The sequence below is a fragment of the Thioclava sediminum genome, from assembly GCF_002020355.1.
GTDB lineage: Bacteria > Pseudomonadota > Alphaproteobacteria > Rhodobacterales > Rhodobacteraceae > Thioclava > Thioclava sediminum.
The window spans coordinates 436,165-453,703 of record NZ_MPZV01000003.1 but is presented as its reverse complement, the minus strand read 5'-3'; the positions used below and the strand labels follow the sequence as shown (position 1 = coordinate 453,703).

Sequence of the window (17,539 nt, the reverse complement as noted above, 5' to 3'; positions counted from 1 at the left end):
AGGGCAATGATTTTCAAGCAAGAGCTCAACCGCGAGGACGCGCCGCCCGATCCCCATCGCGCGCCCCTTCGGGTGGCGATTTGCGGCGAGGTCAATTCCGGCAAGTCGACCGTACTCAACGCGATTTTGCGCGCGCGCAGCATCGGCGACAATCTGGGCCGGACCGAGCGTCCGACGGTCGTCGCGCGGTACCGCGCGACGCCGGGCGTGGTGATGCGCGACGCGACGGGGCGCGAGATCGACGCGGCGGAGGTCGAAGAAGGCTGGGCGGTGCCGTCCGAGATTTACGTCTATTCCGCGCAGCCGCATTTGCAGGGCTTCGAATTCGTCGAAGTGCCGCTGAGCCGCCCCGAAGACGTGAACGAAGAGCAGATCGGCCTGATCGCGACCTGCGACGTGATGATCTGGGTGACGATCGCCTCGCAGGCCTGGCGGCTGACCGAGAAGACGATGATCGAGCGGCTCGGGCCCGCGCGCCCGTCGGATTGCCTGCTTGCGATTTCGCGCGGTGACAAGCTGCGCAACGATACCGACCGGGCGAAGCTGAAAGCCCGGGTACAGCGCGAGTCGGCGGCCTATTTCTCGCGGGTCGCCTTCCTGTACGGGTCGCGCGATCTCCTGCGCGAGGCCGAGACCTCGGATGAAGCCTTCCAGCGCAGCGGTGGTGCGGCGCTGATCGCGGCGCTTGGGGCGATGACGGGGCGCGCGGTGGCCGGGCTCGATACGCTCGATCCCGAGACCGAGGCGGATCTGGCGATCGGCACCCATGACGCGCCCTCGCCGCTGCTCTCCGAACATGGGGGCGCAGTGCTGCCGTTCCGCTCGCGCAGCGTGGGTAAACGGGCTTCGCAACCGGCAAATTCCGGCGCGCCCGTCGCGCCGCCCGGGGCCGAACCCGAGTTTCGGCCTGACCCGCATCCCGTCGACCGCACACCCGAGGTTTCGCCGCGACGGGTCACGCGTTCGTCCAAGCCGGGCCGTGACGCCGAGCGCGAGCCCGCTCGCGAGTCGGGGCCGAATGTTACCGGGCCCGTCATGCCCGACACCGAAGCCGAGATGGAGACCAAGCAGGACAGCCCGCTGCTCTTGGCCACGACGCGGCTCAGGCTGGGCATCGAGCTGCCCGAAGGTTTGCAGCTTGCCGGGCGGATCGGCCCGAGCGACCGAATCCTGCGGCCCGTGAAAGGATCGTCGGACGAGATCGTGGCCTGTGCCAAGGCACTGGAGAACCTGATGGCCGGGTTCGCCGGGAACTACACCACCGTGTTCGGCGGCCAGCTCGACACGATCACGGAAGCCGGCGACGATGTGCGCATCATGTTCGCAAGCGCGCCCGAGACCGGCCTGACCTTCGCGCAGTTCACGGTCGATCTGATCGACGAGCCATCGGCGCATGCGCTGTTCGCACGTTTGGCGGGCACGTCGATCTGACGGGGGCAGCAGGTCGCCTCCGCGATCTTCCTTCGCCCGCGAAGTGACGCGAAAACAGGCGTCGTCATTCACGAGAACGCAAGGTCATCTGACTATCGGTTTGCGCCGTGGCAGAGTGCGGCTAATCTTTCTCTCACGCCTCGGCGCGCCGATAACTGCGGCCGCTCGGGGTCTATGAAAAAAGTATATTCCGCAGGGAGACCGAAATGTCCGATTTCAAGCGCCGTCTGGCTGCCCTCATGCTGGGCGCCGCCTCGACCGGGCTTCTGGCCGCCGGGCCTATTCAGGCCGAGACGGTGAAGCTCACGATCCTCGGGGTCGGCGATATTTACAATTTCGACGGCGATGGCGAGCGTGGCGGTTTCGCGCGGCTCAACGCGGTCGCCAAGAAGGAGCGCGCGGACAATCCCAACACGCTCTATGTCTTCGATGGCGACATGCTCTCGCCCTCGCTTCTTTCGGGGATCGACGAAGGCCAGAACACGATCGACCTGACCAATATCGTGCCCTTCGACATCGCGGTGCCGGGCAACCATGAATTCGATTTCGGGCCCGAGAATTTCGAGAAGAAGATGGAAGGCTCGAAATACCCTTGGGCCGCGATCAACATCACGCAAGCTGACGGCTCGCCCATTCAGGGGCTTGGCGGCGTGATGATGAAGGAGATCGCAGGGCTCAAGGTCGCGCTGGTGCCGGTGGCCCAAGACACCACGCCCGAGGTCGCCAATTCGGGCGATCTGAAATTCCAGCCCACCGTCGACACGGCAATCGCGGCCGCCAAGAAGGCCCGTGAGGACGGTGCGGATCTGGTGATCGGCGTCGTGCAGACCGACCAGTCGAACGACCGCAAGCTGATCGCGAGCCAGGATTTCGACGTCATCATGTCGGGCGACGACCACCTCAACGCGATGTTCTATGACGGGATCACCGCTTACGTGGAGACCTCGATCGACGCGCGCTATCTGCAGCCGCTCGATCTGACCGTCGACATCTCCGAGAAGGACGGCAAGCGCAAGATCAGCTGGACCCCGAATTTCCGCTGGATCGACACCGCGAATGTCACGCCGGACCCGGAATCGATGAAACTGGTCGATGGCTTCAAGCAGCAGCTCGACGACAATCTCGGCCAGCAGATCGGCACGTCGGAAACCGAGCTGGACTCGCGGCGCAACGTGGTGCGCTCGCAGGAGAGCACGATGGGCGATCTGATCGCCGATGCGCTGCGCGATGCGACCAAGGCGGACGTCACGCTGATCAATGGCGGCGGCATCCGGGGCGATACGACCTATGACGCGGGCCACAAGATCACCCGCAAGGACGTGCTGACCGAGCTGCCCTTTGGCAACAAGACGGTGGTGACCGAGATCCCCGGCTCGCAGCTTCTGAGCGCGCTGGAGAACGGCTTCAGCCAGGTCGAGAACGGCGCGGGTCGCTTCCCGCAGATCTCGGGCATGAGCGTGGTCTATGATCCGAGCGCGCCGGCCGGGTCGCGCGTGGTCTCGGTCGAGGTGGGCGGTCAGCCGCTGGACAAGGACAAGGTCTACAAGGTCGCGACCAACGATTACATGCTGGGCGGCGGCGATGGGTATGGCGCGCTTGGCGGCGGCAAGGTCATCGTGAACGCGGGCAACGGTAATCTGATGGCCAATGACGTGATGACCTATGTCGAGAACAAGGGTACGGTTGCGCCCAAGCTCGACGGGCGGATCAAGAAACAGGGCGAGTGAGTTCGGCCTGATCGGATCGAGAGGCGGCAGGGATATCTGCCGCCTTTTTCTATTGCGCCCAATGCGGTGAGGGACGCGCCCGAGCTTTGGACGGGCGCATTGATCGGCGGGTGGCTGGGTGCTTTATCTTGAAAGCCCGGATGACGCGTGTGCCCGCGCTGACATCGGCAATGCGCCCTCCCGTGGGGAGGGGTGAGCCGGGAGAAAGCGGCCTTCCAGTGGAAGGACGCCCCGGCGAACGCCTGAGCATCGCGAAGGCCGGACGGGCGCGGCCCGGGGCTGGTCGCCCCGTGCCAAGTTCAGTTGAGAGGTTAGCCCTCACTCCAAGGGCGGCGCGCTCGCCTCCACCACGGTCTCCATCGCGACATAGCTCGAGGACGAATGGACATGGGGCAGGGTGGACAGCTCCTCCGACATGATCCGCCGGTAATCGGCCATGTCGCGGGCGCGGATCTTCACCAGATAATCGAAACCGCCGGCGATCATGTAGCACTCTTCGACCTCGGGGATCGCACGCACTGCGGCGTTGAACGCTTTCAGTGCGGTCTCTCGCGTATCGCTCAATTTCAGCTCGATATAGGTGACATGGGTCAGCCCCAGCTTGATCGGCGAGATCATCGCGCGGTAGCCCTTGATGAGCCCGGTTTCCTCCATCTGGCGGATGCGCGCGGCCACCGGCGTCTTCGACAAGCCGACCCTGCGCGCTATCTCAGCCACGGGGAGGCGTGCATCGGCGATAAGCTCGTTTAGGATTCGCCTGTCGATCGCATCGATCTCTTCACTCATGGGCTGCGGAGTCTCCAAAAATAAGTCTTAGAGACCATCGCTTAGCAAATCTTTGAGCCAATCGCCTAGGGGAAATCGCATAATATCGGACAATCAGATTTAAGGGAGGATCGCATGGGCGACACGTTCGATCAGTTCACAACGCAGGCGAAATTCGCCGATGAAGCCGCACTTCTGGAGCGCCTGAAGGGCCAAGCCGAACTGAGCGAGAGTGATCGCACGCAGATCTCTGCCCGCGCGGCAAAGCTCGTGCGCCGCATCCGGACCGAAGCCAAACCGACGCTGATGGAGCATTTCCTCGCGGAATATGGCCTGTCCACGCAAGAAGGCGTGGCGCTGATGTGTCTGGCCGAAGCGATGCTGCGCGTGCCCGATGCCGAAACGATCGACGCGCTGATCGAAGACAAGATCGCACCGTCCGACTGGGGCAAGCACATGGGCACGGCCTCGTCCTCGATGGTCAACGCCTCGACCTGGGCGCTGATGCTGACGGGGCGCGTGCTCGAAGACGAAAAACCCGGCATGGCCGGCGTGTTGCGCGGGGCCGTGCGCCGTCTGGGCGAGCCGGTGATCCGCGCCGCCGTCAGCCGCGCGATGAAGGAAATGGGCCGCCAGTTCGTTCTCGGCGAGACGATCAAGGACGCGCTGAGCCGCGCCAAGAAGCTCGAAGATTGCGGCTATACCTACAGCTACGACATGCTGGGTGAGGCCGCTCGCACCGCGCGCGACGCCAAGCGCTACGCGAAGGATTACGCCGACGCGATCGCCGCTATCGCCAAGGTCTGCAAGGATCGCCCCGTGGCCGAAAACCCCGGCATCTCGGTGAAGCTCTCGGCGCTGCATCCGCGCTACGAGGTCGCCAAGGAAGAGCGCGCCATGGCCGAGATCGTGCCGGTGCTCAAGGATCTCGCGAAGGCCGCCAAGGCCGGGAACATGGGCCTCAATATCGACGCCGAGGAGCAGGACCGTCTGGTGATCTCGCTCAAGATCATCAAGGAAGTTCTGTCGGACCCCGAGCTGGCCGGCTGGGACGGGTTCGGCGTCGTCGTGCAGGCCTACGGCAAACGCGCGAGCCTCGTGATCGACTGGCTGGGCGCTTTGGCCGAGAAGCTCGACCGCAAGATCATGGTGCGTCTGGTGAAGGGCGCCTATTGGGACACCGAGATGAAGCTGGCGCAGGTCGAAGGCCTGCCGGACTTCCCGCTGTTCACCACGAAGGCTGCGACCGATGTCAGCTACCTTGCCAATGCGCGCAAGCTGTTCAGCTACACCGACCGCATCTATCCGCAATTCGCCACCCATAACGCCCATTCGGTCGCGGCGATCCTCGAGATGGCCGAGGGCCGCCCCTACGAGTTCCAACGCCTTCATGGCATGGGCGAGCGTCTGCACGAGATCGTCCATCGCGAGGAAGGCACCCGCTGCCGCATCTACGCCCCCGTCGGCGCGCATCGCGACCTGCTGGCCTATCTGGTGCGTCGCCTGCTGGAGAACGGTGCGAACTCCTCCTTCGTGCACCAGATCGTCGATGAGGACGTGGCACCCGAGACCATCGCGGAAGACCCGTTCGTGCAGCTTGCGAATGCCGAGCGTTCGGCAATGCTCAAGCTCCCCTCGGAAGTCTTCGCCGAGTCCCGCGAGAATTCCACGGGCTTCGATCTGACCGACGAGGGCACGCTGGTGCGCATCGATGCCGCCCGCAATGTGGCAATCCCGGATGCGGGCCCGCTGGTGGCGGGCGAGGCGACGGGGCAGGCCGTGGCCGTCATCAATCCGTCGACGGGTGAAGAGGTGGCCAAGGTCACCGAGGCCGACGAGGCCTGCGTCGCGGCCGCCATCGACGCTGCGCGTCCTTGGACTGCCCCGGTCGCTGAGCGCGCCGCCGTGCTGCGTCGCGTGGCGGAGCTTTACGAAGAAAACTTCGGGCCCTTCTTCGCGGTGCTCGCGAAAGAGGCGGGCAAGAGCCAGCTCGACTCCGTGGGTGAATTGCGCGAGGCGGTCGACTTCCTGCATTACTATTCGGCGCAGGCCGAAGAGAGCGACCCGACCGCACGCGGGATCTTCGCCGCGATCAGCCCGTGGAACTTCCCGCTGGCGATCTTCACCGGCCAGATCTCGGCGGCGCTGGCTGCCGGCAATGGCGTCATCGCGAAACCGGCCGAGCAGACGCCGCTCGTCGCGGCCATCGCCGTGCGCCTGATGCATGAGGCGGGCGTGCCGCGCGACGTGCTGCAACTGCTGCCCGGTCAGGGCGAAACGGTGGGCGCAGCCCTGTCGTCCAACCCGAAGATCGCGGGCATCGCCTTCACCGGCTCGACCGAGACGGCGAAGATGATCCGCCGGTCGATGGCCGACAATCTCGATCCGACCGCGCCGCTGATCGCGGAAACCGGTGGTCTGAACGCGATGATCGTGGACTCGACCGCTCTGCCCGAACAGGCCACGCGCGACATCATCGCTTCGGCCTTCCAGTCGGCGGGTCAACGCTGCTCGGCGCTGCGCTGCCTCTATGTGCAGGAAGACGTGGCCGAGGGGCTGATCTCGATGATCAAAGGCGCGATGGACGAGCTGTCGCTGGGCGATCCGTGGTATCTGTCGACCGATGTCGGCCCGGTGATCGACGGCGAGGCGCAGGAAGACATCGCCGCCTATATCGCGACTGCCGAGAAAGAGGGCCGCGTGCTGCACAAGCTCGACGTGCCGTCCAAAGGGCATTTCATCGCGCCGACGCTGGTGAAAGTCTCCGGCATCGAGGCGCTGGAGCGTGAGGTCTTCGGCCCGGTTCTGCATATCGCGACCTATCGCGCCGAGGATATCGAGACCGTCTTCGCCGCGATCAACGCCACCGGCTACGGGCTGACCGCCGGTCTGCACAGCCGGATCGACAACCGCGTGCAGGAGGTCTCGGACGCGCTGCATGTCGGCAACCTCTACGTCAACCGCAACCAGATCGGCGCGGTCGTGGGCTCGCAGCCCTTCGGCGGTGAAGGTTTGTCGGGCACGGGGCCGAAAGCGGGCGGTCCGCTGTATCTCACGCGCTTCGCGATGGCGCCCGAGGCGGCGTCGAAGAATGGCGAATGGGGCCACAAGGCCGATCTCGATGCGCTGCGCAAGAAGCTCGCGAAAGCGGCGGCGAAGGCCGAGGCGAGCGAGCCGCTCGAAGCGCTCGAACTGCCGGGGCCGACGGGCGAGGCGAACACGCTGCGCCGCTATCCGCGCGGGCCGATCCTGTGCCTCGGCCCGGGCGAGGCTGCGCAGGTCGCGCAGATCAAGGCGGTCGAGAAACTGGGCGGCGTGGCCGTCGGGGCCGATGGCAAGATCGCCCCGGAAGTGCTTGAGACGCTTGAGGATATAGCCGGTGCCATCTGGTGGGGCCACGATACCCGCGCCCTTGTGAAAGCGCTTGCGAAACGCGAAGGTCCGATCCTGACGCTGACCACCGGCGCGGTGCAGAAGGCCGATGTCCTCCACGAGCGGCATCTGTGCGTCGACACCACCGCGGCGGGCGGCAACGCGGCGCTGCTGGCGGGGTAAGCCCCGCTAGCCCACATCCTCGGAGGCCACCGACATCGCCTTGATGATCGCGTGGCACACCATCCCCTCGGTCAGGCCAAGTGCTTCGACCGAGCGGGTGGTGAGCCGGGCCAGTAGATGCTCGTCGCCCATCTTCAGGCGGGCATAGACGCTTGGTGGACCCGCGGGGCGCAGCTCCGCGACGGTGACGGGCAGGATGTTGAGCGCGGACAGCCCCTCGGGGCGTCCAACCGCCAGCGTGACGTCGCCCGCATGGATGCGCAGCCGCAGCGATTGGCCGGGCTGGCCCGCCGGATAGGGCAGCAGCACCGGCCCGCCCGCGGTCTCGATCCGGGTCAGCCCATCGTCCTCCTGCTCCTGAACCCGACCCGAGATCACCGCGCCCGCTTCGCGCTGGCCGAGCGCCGGGGCCAGCGTCGGATCGGACAGGATCTCGCGCGCGGGGCCGAAGCCGCGCAGGCGTCCGGTTTCGATCAGAGCGATGGAGGTTGCAAGCCGCGCGACCTCGGCGGGGGCGTGGCTGACATAGAGAATGGGAAGTTTAACTTCGTCGCGTAACCGCTCGATATATGGAAGAATTTCCGCCTTCCGCGCCGCATCCAGCGCGGCCAGAGGTTCGTCCATCAGAAGCATCCGCGGGTTCGACAGGATCGCGCGTCCCAAGGCGACGCGGCTTTTCTCGCCGCCCGAAAGTGCCGCCGGTCGGCGGTCCAACAGCGCGCCGAGACCGAGCATCTCGATAATGCGGTCGAACTCCGGCGCGGTCTTGGATGAGTTGAAACGCTGCCCGTAGAGCAGGTTCGACTTCACGCTGAGATGCGGGAACAGCCGGGCGTCCTGAAAGACATAGCCGATGCGGCGTTTGTGGGGCGGCAGGCAGATCCCGGCCTCGGTGTCGAGCAGCACCTCGCCATTCACCACGATCCGCCCCCGGTCGGGACGCAGCAGCCCTGCGACCGCGTTCACCACTGTCGTCTTGCCCGCGCCGGACGGGCCGAACAGTGCGGTCACGCCTTCGGGCGCGGTGAAATCAACGTCCAGATCGAGCGCGGGCAGGCGATGGCTGAGCGAGATTTCCAACATCAGCTCTGCCCCGCGATCCTCGCCGCGATCCGTCGCGCCAGCCACTCCGACACCAACAGCGCGCCAAGCGCGAGCGTGACCGAGATCACCACCAGCCGCGCGGCCTCCGCCTCGCGGCCCGGCACCTGCAATTGCGAATAGATCGCGAGCGGCAGGGTCTGGGTCTGGCCGGGGATGTTCGACACGAAGGTGATCGTCGCGCCGAATTCGCCCATCGCCTTGGCGAAGGCGGTGATGCTGCCGGCAAGGATGCCGGGCAGGATCAGGGGCAGGGTGATCGTTGCGAAACTGGCGATGCGTGAGGCCCCGAGGGTGGAGGCCGCCTGTTCCAGCTTCGGGTCCACCGCCTCGATCGCGAGCCGGATCGCTCGCACCATCAGCGGGAAGGCCATGATCCCGGCGGCCAGCGCCGCGCCGCGCCACGAGAAGGCGACCGTGATCCCGATCCTCGCCAGCGCCGCCCCGATTATCCCGTTCGGCGCGAAGCCGATCAGCAGCAGATAGCCGGTGACGACGGGCGGCAGGATCAGCGGCAGATGCACCAGCCCGTTGACGAGGCTGCGCCCGGGGAAGCGCCAACGCGCCAGCGCATAGGCCACGAACAGCCCCGGCGGCAGCGACAACAGCGTCGCCCAGCCTGCCACTTTCAGCGACAGGACAACCGCTTGCCAGTCGGAGGGCGACAGCCAGCTCATTTCAGCGTCTCGAAGCCTTGATCGTGGAAGATTTTCGCGGCTTCATCGGATTTCAGCTCGGCATAGAAGCTTTTGGCCGCGTCGCTCTCGGTGAGGCGGGCTGCGGGGTAGCGGATCGGCGGGTGGCTGTCCGCGGGGAAGGTCGCCACGACATGCACGCGCGGCTCGGCCACGGCATCGGTCGCGTAGGTGATGCCATAGGGTGCTGCGCCAAGGGCCACCATCGCCAGCGTCGCGCGCACGTTGTCGGCCTGCGCGACATCGGGTTCGACCTTGGACCAAAGCCCGTAATGCTCGAGCGCCGCCTTGCCGTATTGGCCTGCAGGCACCGCGTTCACCAGCGACATCGCGAGCTTGCCGCCCTGCAGGAGCGCTTTGATGTCCAGATCCGCAGAGATCGTCACCGGCGCGGCCTTCGGGTCATGGGCAATCAGGACGAGGTGGTTGGCCAGCAGGTCCTCCTGCGTCTCGATGCGTCCCGTCTTCGCGACCGTCTCCATCCAGCCCGGATTGGCGGAGATGTAGATGTCCGCAGGCGCCCCGGCGGCGATCTGACGGGCCAGCGCGCCCGAGCCCGCGTAGGAGATATGCGCCACATCGCCGGTCTTGGCTTCCCAGCCTTTCGCCACCTGATCGAGCGCGGTCTTCATCGAGGCGGCGGCGAAGATCGTGACGTCCTCGGCGCTGGCGGGCAGCGCGAGGCTCGCCGGGATCAGCGCAAGGGCGAGGATGCGGGGCAGGGACATGGGGCCTCCTTCGATATGTTCCATCAGACATATTGCAGCGCAGGCCGCCAAAGGCAAGCGCGCGGAGGGTTCAAAGAGGCGCAAAAAATGGGCCGGCGCATCGCTGCGCCGGCCCGTTCGGGTCGTCTAAGGGAAAGGCTTAGCCGCCCGAGTTTTCGTTTTGCGCGGGTACGGAGGCCTGGTCGCCGGACGGGTAGCCCGGACCCATCAGCTCCCCATCGACTTCCTTGCCGTAGAAGCCCTGGTGCTTGTGGTGCCATTTGTCGAAGGCGTCCTTCACCGTCACGTCGCCGATCTGGCGCGGGTCGTTCGGGCGCGGATGGCTGTCTACGAAGGCGGCTACGTCCCAGGCTTCCTGAACGCTGAGCTTGTTCGGCTCCGACAGCGGCATGTTGTGCTTGATGAAGGCGGCGGCGGCGTCGACCTTGTGCATGCCAGCCCCCCAGTTGAAGCTGTGCGGCCCCCAGAGCGGCGGGAAGACGACCTTGCCGTTGATGTCCTTCTGGCCCTGACCGTCGGCGCCGTGGCAGACCGCGCAGTTTTGGGCGAAGACCTCTTCGCCGCGCTGGCGCGAGGGCTCTTGCGCGGGTTTGTCGATCTTGCCGAAGCCTGCGCCTTCCGGCTTCTCGCCCGTGGGCAGGCCCTTGGACATCCAGAAGAAATAGGCCTGCAGGTCGCGATAGACATCCGAGCCATAGGGCGGCGGGCCACCCGAGGGCGAGCCTTGCGCGTTCATCGAATAGGTGAAGCAGCCCTTGATGCGGTCCTCCATGGTGTTCACCATTTTGTTCTTGCCGCGATATTTCGGATAGACCGGGTAGGCGGCCCACATCGGCGCGGAATAGGCCTGACGGCCCGCATCGAGGTGGCAGTTCGAACAGGACAGGTCGTTGCCCACGAAATCATGCGCGTTGGTGCCCGTGTCGTTGAAGATCGCCATGCCGCGGCGCACCGATTTGCCGAAGTCGTCATCGGGGATGGTGCTTTCCGCAGGCGGCTGGAACAGCGCGGCCTGCTTGCCGTCGCCGCCGCTTTGCGCTGCGGCGGTCTCGGCTTCGCTCTGGTCGCGGGTGGCGCCGGTCAGCCAGCTGGGGGCGAGGCCGAAATCGACGAGGAGCGAGCCCAGCACGACCAGCACGAGGCCGCCGCCCACTGCGAGGATCGCCCGCAGCACGGTTTGCCCGCGGGAGGATTTGGTCTCCCCGCGCGGAGGGATATCGGACGGGTGCTTGTTACTCATTGATCCACTCCTTCACGGACCGGGATGTTGCTCTCCATCGCGGCCAGTTCGGTTTTGTCCATCGCAGGCATCGGGGCGAGCGAGGCGAGATAGTCGGCCACGGCGCGGCGATCGGAATCGTTCAGGGCCTTGCCGATCCCCGCCATCAGGCCGAGCGGCGAGTTATGGCGCGAACCGCCCGCCCACATCGCGAGCTGATGCGCGACATAGCTGGGCTGTTGCGCGGCGATCCCGGGGAAGTTCGGCGCAACGCCGACGCCCGAGGGCCCGTGACAGGTGAAGCAGGCCGGAACGCCGATCGACCAGTCGCCCTGTTTGGCGAGCTGCGCGCCGCGCTTGAGATCGCCCTGCAGTGCAGGTTTCGCGCCCGAAGGGCTGCTCATGCTCGCGTAGTAATTGGCCAGCTCGCCGATCTCGCGATCGCTGAGACCCTTGGCGACATAGGCCATCGAGTCGTTGAACCGGGTGCCTCTCTGGAAGTCATGCAGCTGCTTGGCGAGATAGGGCGCCGGAAGGCCCGCCAGACGCGGCACGGTCTCGATGCCTTCGCCCTTGTCGCCGTGGCAGCTTGCGCAGGCCCAGACGGTGTCGGTGCCCTGACCCACAAGCCGGGCGACACGCTCGGAATCGGCGCCCTGATCGGCCGCTTCGGAGTTCGGCTGCGCGGGCAGGTCGTTGATCAACCCGGCAAGCCCGGCTCCGCCATCGAACGGGTCCTTGTCGCCTGCGACCTTGCGGATATCGGCCACCTCGGGGGCGCTGATCGTCTTGGCGTCGTCGTTGAGCCCGGTCGCGACATAGGACGCGATTTCGGAAATCTCGGTGTCGCTGAGAACCGAGCCGAAGGCGGGCATCTGGCCTTCATAGCCGTCGCCATTGACGTTGAGCTTGCCGCCGATGCCGCGCATCACGATATGGGTCACGGCTTTCGCGCCACCCAGCTTCACGACATCCGAGCCGTGCAGCGGAGGGAAGGCGCCGGCCACGCCTTCGCCCGCATCGCCGTGGCAGGTGGCGCAATTGTCGGCAAACAGCGTCTTGCCTGCGTCCAGATCGGGGGCCGCGGCCTGAGCGAGTTTGGTGCTATCCTCCTTGGCCACCTCTTTTTGCGTCTTGTCGGCAACCTCGACGGCGGTGCTGGTCTGGACCAGCATGATCACCCCCCAGATAGCGAGCGCGATCGCGATCGAATAGACGGGCCACGGGATGCGGCGGGTTTCCTCGAACGGCTCGAAGGTTTCGTCGGGACGCCGGGGATCGGGTTTCTTATCGGTCATTCTTGTCTCCCTGGTCTCAGTTCGAGGCCGTGGTGGCATCGGTCGCGTCGCGTTGCTTTTCGGCGATCAGCGCGTAGCCGTTGTCGCGCAGGCCGTCCTTCGGCGGGGCGTATTGGCGCTTCATGCCCTGCAGATAGGTCACGAGGTCGAGCGCATCCTGCTTGGCCACGATCACACCGGATTTCGGCGCGTATTGCGCGGGCAGCTTGACCACCACATCGTCGGGCCCGGCCTTGTCCTTATGCTCGAAGAGGTAGGGATAGGCGGGCATGATCGACCAGCTCGCGATGGCGCGGGGCTGGTAGAGGTGGGTCAGCTGCCAGGCCTGCGAGGGCAGGCGGTCGCCGATATCCATCAGGTCCGGCCCGGTGCGCATCGTGCCCAGCTGGTGGGGGTCGTCATAGGCATAATCGCCCGCGACCGAGGCGCGGCCCCAGCCGCGTTCGGCATCGGGGGCCTGCGCCAGCGAGCGCGGCTGCTGCGAGTGGCAGTAGAGGCAGCCCATCGAGACATAGACGGCACGTCCGCGAGCCTCGGCCTCGGTGTAGGGTTTGAGCCCCTGCGACGGGCCTTGCGCGCTGATCTGCATGCCCGGCGCGATCACCAGGAACAGGGTCGCGAGCGCAAGGATCGCCAGCGCCGTGATTGCGAGAGGAAGATAGCGGTTCATTCTGCAGCCACCATGTTTTCGGTTTCGGTCTCACGGGTCTTCTTGGCGAAGCCGATCGCGATGAGGTTGATCGCCAGCAGCACGTGGCCCAGCGTCATCAGCCCGCCGCCGAGCGAGCGGCCTTCGAGATAGGGCTTGAGCAGGATCACGCTGTCGGCGAAGGGCTTGGTCGCATCGAGCTGCGCGAGGCCCTGCAGGATGCCGCCGATGGTCAGCGAGAAGAAGTAGACGGCAAAGCCGATCACGTTCAGCCAGAAATGCCACGCGATCATGCGCGGGAAGGGCCAGTATTTGCCCGTTGCGCGCGGCACGATCTGGTAGATCGCGCCCATCAGCACCAGCGACACGAAGGCATAGGCGCCCAAATGCGCGTGTGCCACCGTGTAATGGGTGAAGTGGGTGATCGTGTTGACCGAGCGCAGCGCCTCGATCGAGCCCTGGAACGAGGCCAGCGTATACATCACCGCCCCGAAGGAGATGAAGCGCAGCGGCATCGACTCCTTGAGCGCCCAGAGGTTGCTCGCCACCGTGACGTGCTGGTTGATCGCCACCGCGATGACGGGAACGAACATCATCACCGAATGCACGACCGAGAGCGTCACGAGCCATGTGGGGACGGGGCCCCCGATCAGGTGGTGGATGCCGACCTGGCTGTAGAACAGCGCCAGCGCCCAGAAGCCCACCAGCGACAGCGCGTAGGAATAAACCGGTTTACCGATGATTTTCGGGATGAAGTAATAAGCCGTGCCCACGCCCAGCGGCGTCAGCCACAGGCCCAGCACGTTGTGGGCATACCACCAGTTCATCGTGGCCTGCTCGACGCCGTGATGGACGCCGGGGATGTTGGCGACGATGAACAGCACCGGGAACCACAGCACGCCCGCGAGGAAGTACCAGCCCGAGACATAGATGTGATGGACGTTGCGGTTCTTCGCGGTCGCGATCAGCGGGGCCACGAAGCACGCCGCGCCGGCGGCGAGGATGATGTCGATCTGCCACGGAATCTCGAGCCATTCCAGACCATCGGTCCAGCCGTTCGCGATGGCCAGAACGCCCGCGGCGAGGCCGATATTCCACAGCACGATCCCGACCTTCAGAAGGCCCGTCATGCGCAGGTTGGTGCGGAAGATGCGCGGGATGATCCAGCACACCGCCGCAAGCCCGCCTTGGCTCGCCCAGCCATAGGCGACCGAGTTCAGGTGAACGGTGCGCATCCGCCCGAAGGTCATCTGCGCGGTCCCCGACATCAGATCGGGCAGGTGGAGTTCGAGGGAGGCGGCCAGCCCGTGCAGCGAGCCGTAGATCAGCCAGAACACCGCCGCCGCGATGAGCCACATAACGACGCTGGACGAGTTCGCGTCGATGCCGCTGCGGGCGGTGTCGAAATGGTGGGGTTTGTCGGGATAGTCGATATCCGCGCCCTCGCCGGGCTCGAAAATGGTCCGCGCGTCATCGGCGTCTGGCGTATGGACCTGCTTGTTCGCGATCGCCCAGATCAGGATCGTCAACGCCAGAAGCGAGATGACGAAGCTGAGCGCGAGCAGCAGGCCGAGCGTTTCGGTGATTTGCATAGGCTGGCTCCGGTGTCAGACTTGACCCGGGCCGAGCCGGTGCGACGCGTGGATGCTCGTCACTGTTCCATTCTCCCTTTAGCCCGGTTGGTCGGTTTGTTTTCATGTCTCTTTCACGAGCAATGCACGGCAGCGTGATCAGTTCCAAACATGCAGATGTTTGCAGATGTCGGACGCACCGACGCCCGCGCAGGGACGATCACGACCATGTGGCGCGGGGCCTTATGTTCGCGAACGCTAAGGATGGTGCAGTCACGGGGGCGCGACCACCTCACCTCACGCGATGATGAATTTGGTTGAACGGACCCTGCGGCATGCTTTCCTGCGCGGGAAGCGCACGGGTCCGGGTGCGCCTTATTTTTCACGCGCAAAGCCGTCGTTGGGGCGCTCTCAATGTGCTCCCGCGGTGCTGATCGGGGCAACGAATGCGTGATCCGCACCTCACGTTTGCCGTGAGACGGGTTGAAGCGTGGGCCAAAGTTCCAAGGAGGGCGGGCGGCACACCGATTTCGGAGCCGAGGACCCGAGCGGGGAACCGGGCGGGGCCTCAGCGCGATTCTGGTGCAGGAACGGCGCGGCGGGTAGCCTCTCGAGCATGCCCGCGACGCGCCGCGACAGGTGCGATGGAAAGGCAGGTTCGGCAGTGGCTGCGCAGAAGAATTTCAAGAACCACGCCGCGAATGAGCGGACCTTTCTGGCCTGGCTGCGCACGGCCATCGCGATCGTCGGCGTCGGGCTGACCGCTGCCAAGCTGACCCGGGCGGACATTCCCGGCTGGTCCGATCTCGCGATGGTGCTGAGCGGCGGGGTGGTGGTGATCCTCGCCTTCGTGCGGATGCGCATGCTGCGCGCCCTGATCGACGCCGAGGAAGCGCCGGACGAAAAAGGCACCAACTGGCCCGATCTGCTGCTCTTCGCGCTGGTGATCGCGCTCATGGTCCTGCTCGGGATTTTCATCCTGCATGTCCGCTGACGCCCTTGCATCTTCGCCGCGGCACGGGCTTGATGCCGCCAAAATGAAGGAGGACATCACATGAAACTTCTGCGTCATGGGCTGATCGGGGCCGAGAAACCAGGGCTGATGGACGATCAGGGCGTGATCCGCGACCTGTCGGGGCAGGTGGCCGATATCGGGGGCGCGGTGCTCTCGGATGACGGGCTGGCCGCAATCGGCTCGCTCGATGCGTCGGAGCTGCCCGTCGTGCCCGAGGGCACGCGTCTGGGCGCGCCGGTGGCCGGGATCGGCAAGATGATCTGCATCGGGCTGAACTATGCCGATCACGCCGCGGAATCCGGGGCGCAAGTGCCGCCCGAGCCGCTGATCTTCATGAAGGCCACTTCCGCGATCCAGGGCCCGAACGACCCGATCGTGCTGCCGCGCGGCTCCGAGCAGACCGACTGGGAGGTCGAGCTGGGCATCGTGATCGGCAAGCCCGCGAAATACGTCTCGGAAGAGGATGCGATGGATTACGTCGCGGGGTTCGTGCTCGCCAATGACGTCTCCGAGCGCAGCTATCAGAAGGATCGCGCGGGCCAGTGGACCAAGGGCAAGAGCTGCGACAGCTTCGGCCCGCTCGGTCCGTATCTGGTGACCCGCGACTCCGTGGCCGATCCGCAGAAGCTGGCGATGAAGCTGAGCGTGAATGGCGAGGTGATGCAGAACGGCTCGACCGAGACGATGGTCTTCGGGGTGAAGACGCTGGTGAGCTACCTCAGCCAGTTCATGACGCTGCATCCGGGCGACGTGATCTCGACCGGCACCCCGCCGGGCGTCGCGATGGGGATGGAGACGCCGCGCTTCCTGCGTCCGGGCGACGTGGTGGAACTGGAGATCGAAGGTCTGGGCAAGCAGCGCGCCGAGGTCGTGGCTGACGCCTGATCCGACCTCAAAGAACAGGGCAGGGCGCGCGGATCTCTCGCGCGCCCTCTCTTATGCGCGATTACAACCGGATCGGGTCGTCCTTGGCGATCCGGTCGAACTCCATCAGAGTCTGCACCAGCTTCGGCATCTGGTTCAGCGGGATCATGTTCGGCCCGTCCGAGGGCGCGGTATCGGGCGCTTCGTGGGTTTCGATGAACACCCCCGCAATCCCGAGGCTGACGGCAGCGCGCGCCATCACCGGCGCGAATTCGCGTTGACCGCCCGAGGAGCCGCCCTGACCACCGGGCTGCTGCACCGAATGGGTCGCGTCCATGATCACCGGATAGCCGGTCTTCGCCATCTCGGGCAGGCCGCGCATATCGGCGACCAGCGTGTTGTAGCCAAACGACGTGCCGCGCTCAGTCAGCAGGATCTTCTCGTTGCCCGTGGAGGCGACCTTGTCGGCCACGTTCGGCATGTCCCACGGCGCGAGGAACTGGCCCTTCTTGATGTTCACGACGCAGCCGGTCTCGCCCGCGGCCAGCAGCAGATCGGTCTGGCGACACAGGAAGGCCGGGATCTGGATCACGTCGACCACGGCGCCCGCGATGCGGGCCTGTTCAGCATCGTGGATGTCGGTCAGCACCGGGCAGCCGATCTCGGCGCGCACCTCTTCGAGGATCTTCAGACCCGCGTCGATTCCGAGGCCGCGCTTGCCCTTGAGGCTGGTGCGGTTGGCCTTGTCGTAGCTCGCCTTGAAGATGAATTGCGCGCCCGCCTGATCGCAGGCGCGGGCCATTTCCTTCGCGATCATCATCGCATGGTCGCGGCTTTCCAGCTGGCAGGGCCCCGCGATCACCGTCAGCGGGCGGTCGTTCGAGACGGTCAGCCCGCCGATTTTCACGTCTTTCATATCTC

General features: G+C 65.6%; 14 protein-coding genes. 5 read left to right on the top strand and 9 right to left on the bottom strand.

From position 1 onward, the window contains the following. Window positions 1-6 precede the first annotated feature (6 nt). Both BMI91_RS14465 and BMI91_RS14460 read left to right on the top strand, forming a co-directional pair. A complete protein-coding gene (locus BMI91_RS14465) occupies window positions 7-1,431 on the top strand; it encodes a GTPase (RefSeq protein ID WP_078605583.1) in 1,425 nt (474 codons plus the stop codon). A 206-nt stretch (window positions 1,432-1,637) separates the two neighbouring features. Beyond that, entirely contained in the window at window positions 1,638-3,158 is a 1,521-nt protein-coding gene (locus BMI91_RS14460) for a bifunctional metallophosphatase/5'-nucleotidase (RefSeq protein ID WP_078605581.1), read from the top strand. 318 nt (window positions 3,159-3,476) lie between these two features. Here the strand turns inward: BMI91_RS14460 and BMI91_RS14455 are convergent, their stop codons facing one another. Continuing rightward, entirely contained in the window at window positions 3,477-3,944 is a 468-nt protein-coding gene (locus tag BMI91_RS14455) for an Lrp/AsnC family transcriptional regulator (protein WP_075774978.1), read from the bottom strand. Window positions 3,945-4,058: 114 nt separating this feature from the next. Here BMI91_RS14455 and putA point away from each other — a divergent pair, with 114 nt between their 5' ends. Continuing rightward, entirely contained in the window at window positions 4,059-7,478 is a 3,420-nt protein-coding gene (putA, locus tag BMI91_RS14450; RefSeq protein WP_078605580.1) for a bifunctional proline dehydrogenase/L-glutamate gamma-semialdehyde dehydrogenase PutA, read from the top strand. Window positions 7,479-7,484: 6 nt separating this feature from the next. Here the strand turns inward: putA and modC are convergent, their stop codons facing one another. The 7 genes from modC to BMI91_RS14415 all read right to left on the bottom strand — a co-directional run bounded on the left by modC (window position 7,485) and on the right by BMI91_RS14415 (window position 14,760). Beyond that, on the bottom strand, window positions 7,485-8,564 hold the full coding sequence (gene modC, locus BMI91_RS14445) for a molybdenum ABC transporter ATP-binding protein (protein WP_078605779.1): 1,080 nt from the start codon (window positions 8,562-8,564) through the stop codon (window positions 7,485-7,487). Beyond that, window positions 8,561-9,256 carry a molybdate ABC transporter permease subunit gene (gene modB, locus BMI91_RS14440; protein WP_078605578.1) on the bottom strand — a complete coding sequence of 232 codons (696 nt, stop codon included), beginning with the start codon at window positions 9,254-9,256 and terminating at the stop codon, window positions 8,561-8,563. The genes modC and modB overlap by 4 nt, the downstream gene beginning before the upstream one ends. Beyond that, entirely contained in the window at window positions 9,253-10,002 is a 750-nt protein-coding gene (modA, locus tag BMI91_RS14435; protein ID WP_078605577.1) for a molybdate ABC transporter substrate-binding protein, read from the bottom strand. Before modA ends, modB begins: the two co-directional genes overlap by 4 nt. A gap of 139 nt (window positions 10,003-10,141) precedes the next feature. Continuing rightward, window positions 10,142-11,242 (bottom strand): c-type cytochrome, encoded by a 1,101-nt coding sequence (locus BMI91_RS14430; protein WP_078605575.1) that lies wholly within the window; start codon window positions 11,240-11,242, stop codon window positions 10,142-10,144. Further along, window positions 11,239-12,519: a c-type cytochrome gene (locus BMI91_RS14425; protein ID WP_158522169.1), complete on the bottom strand. Its 1,281-nt coding sequence runs from the start codon at window positions 12,517-12,519 to the stop codon at window positions 11,239-11,241. Before BMI91_RS14425 ends, BMI91_RS14430 begins: the two co-directional genes overlap by 4 nt. Window positions 12,520-12,535: 16 nt before the next feature. Then, entirely contained in the window at window positions 12,536-13,189 is a 654-nt protein-coding gene (locus BMI91_RS14420) for a cbb3-type cytochrome c oxidase subunit II (protein ID WP_078540647.1), read from the bottom strand. Beyond that, window positions 13,186-14,760 (bottom strand): cbb3-type cytochrome c oxidase subunit I, encoded by a 1,575-nt coding sequence (locus tag BMI91_RS14415; protein WP_244176647.1) that lies wholly within the window; start codon window positions 14,758-14,760, stop codon window positions 13,186-13,188. The genes BMI91_RS14420 and BMI91_RS14415 overlap by 4 nt, the downstream gene beginning before the upstream one ends. 595 nt (window positions 14,761-15,355) lie before the next feature. Here BMI91_RS14415 and BMI91_RS14410 point away from each other — a divergent pair. Both BMI91_RS14410 and BMI91_RS14405 read left to right on the top strand, forming a co-directional pair. Continuing rightward, complete coding sequence (locus BMI91_RS14410; protein ID WP_078605572.1) at window positions 15,356-15,733, top strand: YidH family protein; 378 nt, start codon at window positions 15,356-15,358, stop codon at window positions 15,731-15,733. 60 nt (window positions 15,734-15,793) lie between these two features. After that, window positions 15,794-16,639: a fumarylacetoacetate hydrolase family protein gene (locus tag BMI91_RS14405; protein WP_078601301.1), complete on the top strand. Its 846-nt coding sequence runs from the start codon at window positions 15,794-15,796 to the stop codon at window positions 16,637-16,639. 61 nt (window positions 16,640-16,700) lie between these two features. On the opposite strand, the gene kdsA is transcribed toward BMI91_RS14405, so the two are convergent. Beyond that, window positions 16,701-17,534 (bottom strand): 3-deoxy-8-phosphooctulonate synthase, encoded by an 834-nt coding sequence (kdsA, locus tag BMI91_RS14400; RefSeq protein ID WP_078570962.1) that lies wholly within the window; start codon window positions 17,532-17,534, stop codon window positions 16,701-16,703. Window positions 17,535-17,539 lie beyond the last annotated feature (5 nt).

What these genes read in the sequence shown, in the direction of transcription:
- BMI91_RS14465 (WP_078605583.1), top strand. Translation starts at nt 7, where the DNA reads ATGATTTTCAAGCAAGAGCTCAACCGCGAGGACGCGCCGCCCGATCCC.
- BMI91_RS14460 (WP_078605581.1), top strand. Translation starts at nt 1,638, where the DNA reads ATGTCCGATTTCAAGCGCCGTCTGGCTGCCCTCATGCTGGGCGCCGCC.
- BMI91_RS14455 (WP_075774978.1), bottom strand. Translation starts at nt 3,944, where the DNA reads ATGAGTGAAGAGATCGATGCGATCGACAGGCGAATCCTAAACGAGCTT.
- putA (WP_078605580.1), top strand. Translation starts at nt 4,059, where the DNA reads ATGGGCGACACGTTCGATCAGTTCACAACGCAGGCGAAATTCGCCGAT.
- modB (WP_078605578.1), bottom strand. Translation starts at nt 9,256, where the DNA reads ATGAGCTGGCTGTCGCCCTCCGACTGGCAAGCGGTTGTCCTGTCGCTG.
- modA (WP_078605577.1), bottom strand. Translation starts at nt 10,002, where the DNA reads ATGTCCCTGCCCCGCATCCTCGCCCTTGCGCTGATCCCGGCGAGCCTC.
- BMI91_RS14430 (WP_078605575.1), bottom strand. Translation starts at nt 11,242, where the DNA reads ATGAGTAACAAGCACCCGTCCGATATCCCTCCGCGCGGGGAGACCAAA.
- BMI91_RS14425 (WP_158522169.1), bottom strand. Translation starts at nt 12,519, where the DNA reads ATGACCGATAAGAAACCCGATCCCCGGCGTCCCGACGAAACCTTCGAG.
- BMI91_RS14420 (WP_078540647.1), bottom strand. Translation starts at nt 13,189, where the DNA reads ATGAACCGCTATCTTCCTCTCGCAATCACGGCGCTGGCGATCCTTGCG.
- BMI91_RS14415 (WP_244176647.1), bottom strand. Translation starts at nt 14,760, where the DNA reads ATGCAAATCACCGAAACGCTCGGCCTGCTGCTCGCGCTCAGCTTCGTC.
- BMI91_RS14410 (WP_078605572.1), top strand. Translation starts at nt 15,356, where the DNA reads ATGCCCGCGACGCGCCGCGACAGGTGCGATGGAAAGGCAGGTTCGGCA.
- BMI91_RS14405 (WP_078601301.1), top strand. Translation starts at nt 15,794, where the DNA reads ATGAAACTTCTGCGTCATGGGCTGATCGGGGCCGAGAAACCAGGGCTG.
- kdsA (WP_078570962.1), bottom strand. Translation starts at nt 17,534, where the DNA reads ATGAAAGACGTGAAAATCGGCGGGCTGACCGTCTCGAACGACCGCCCG.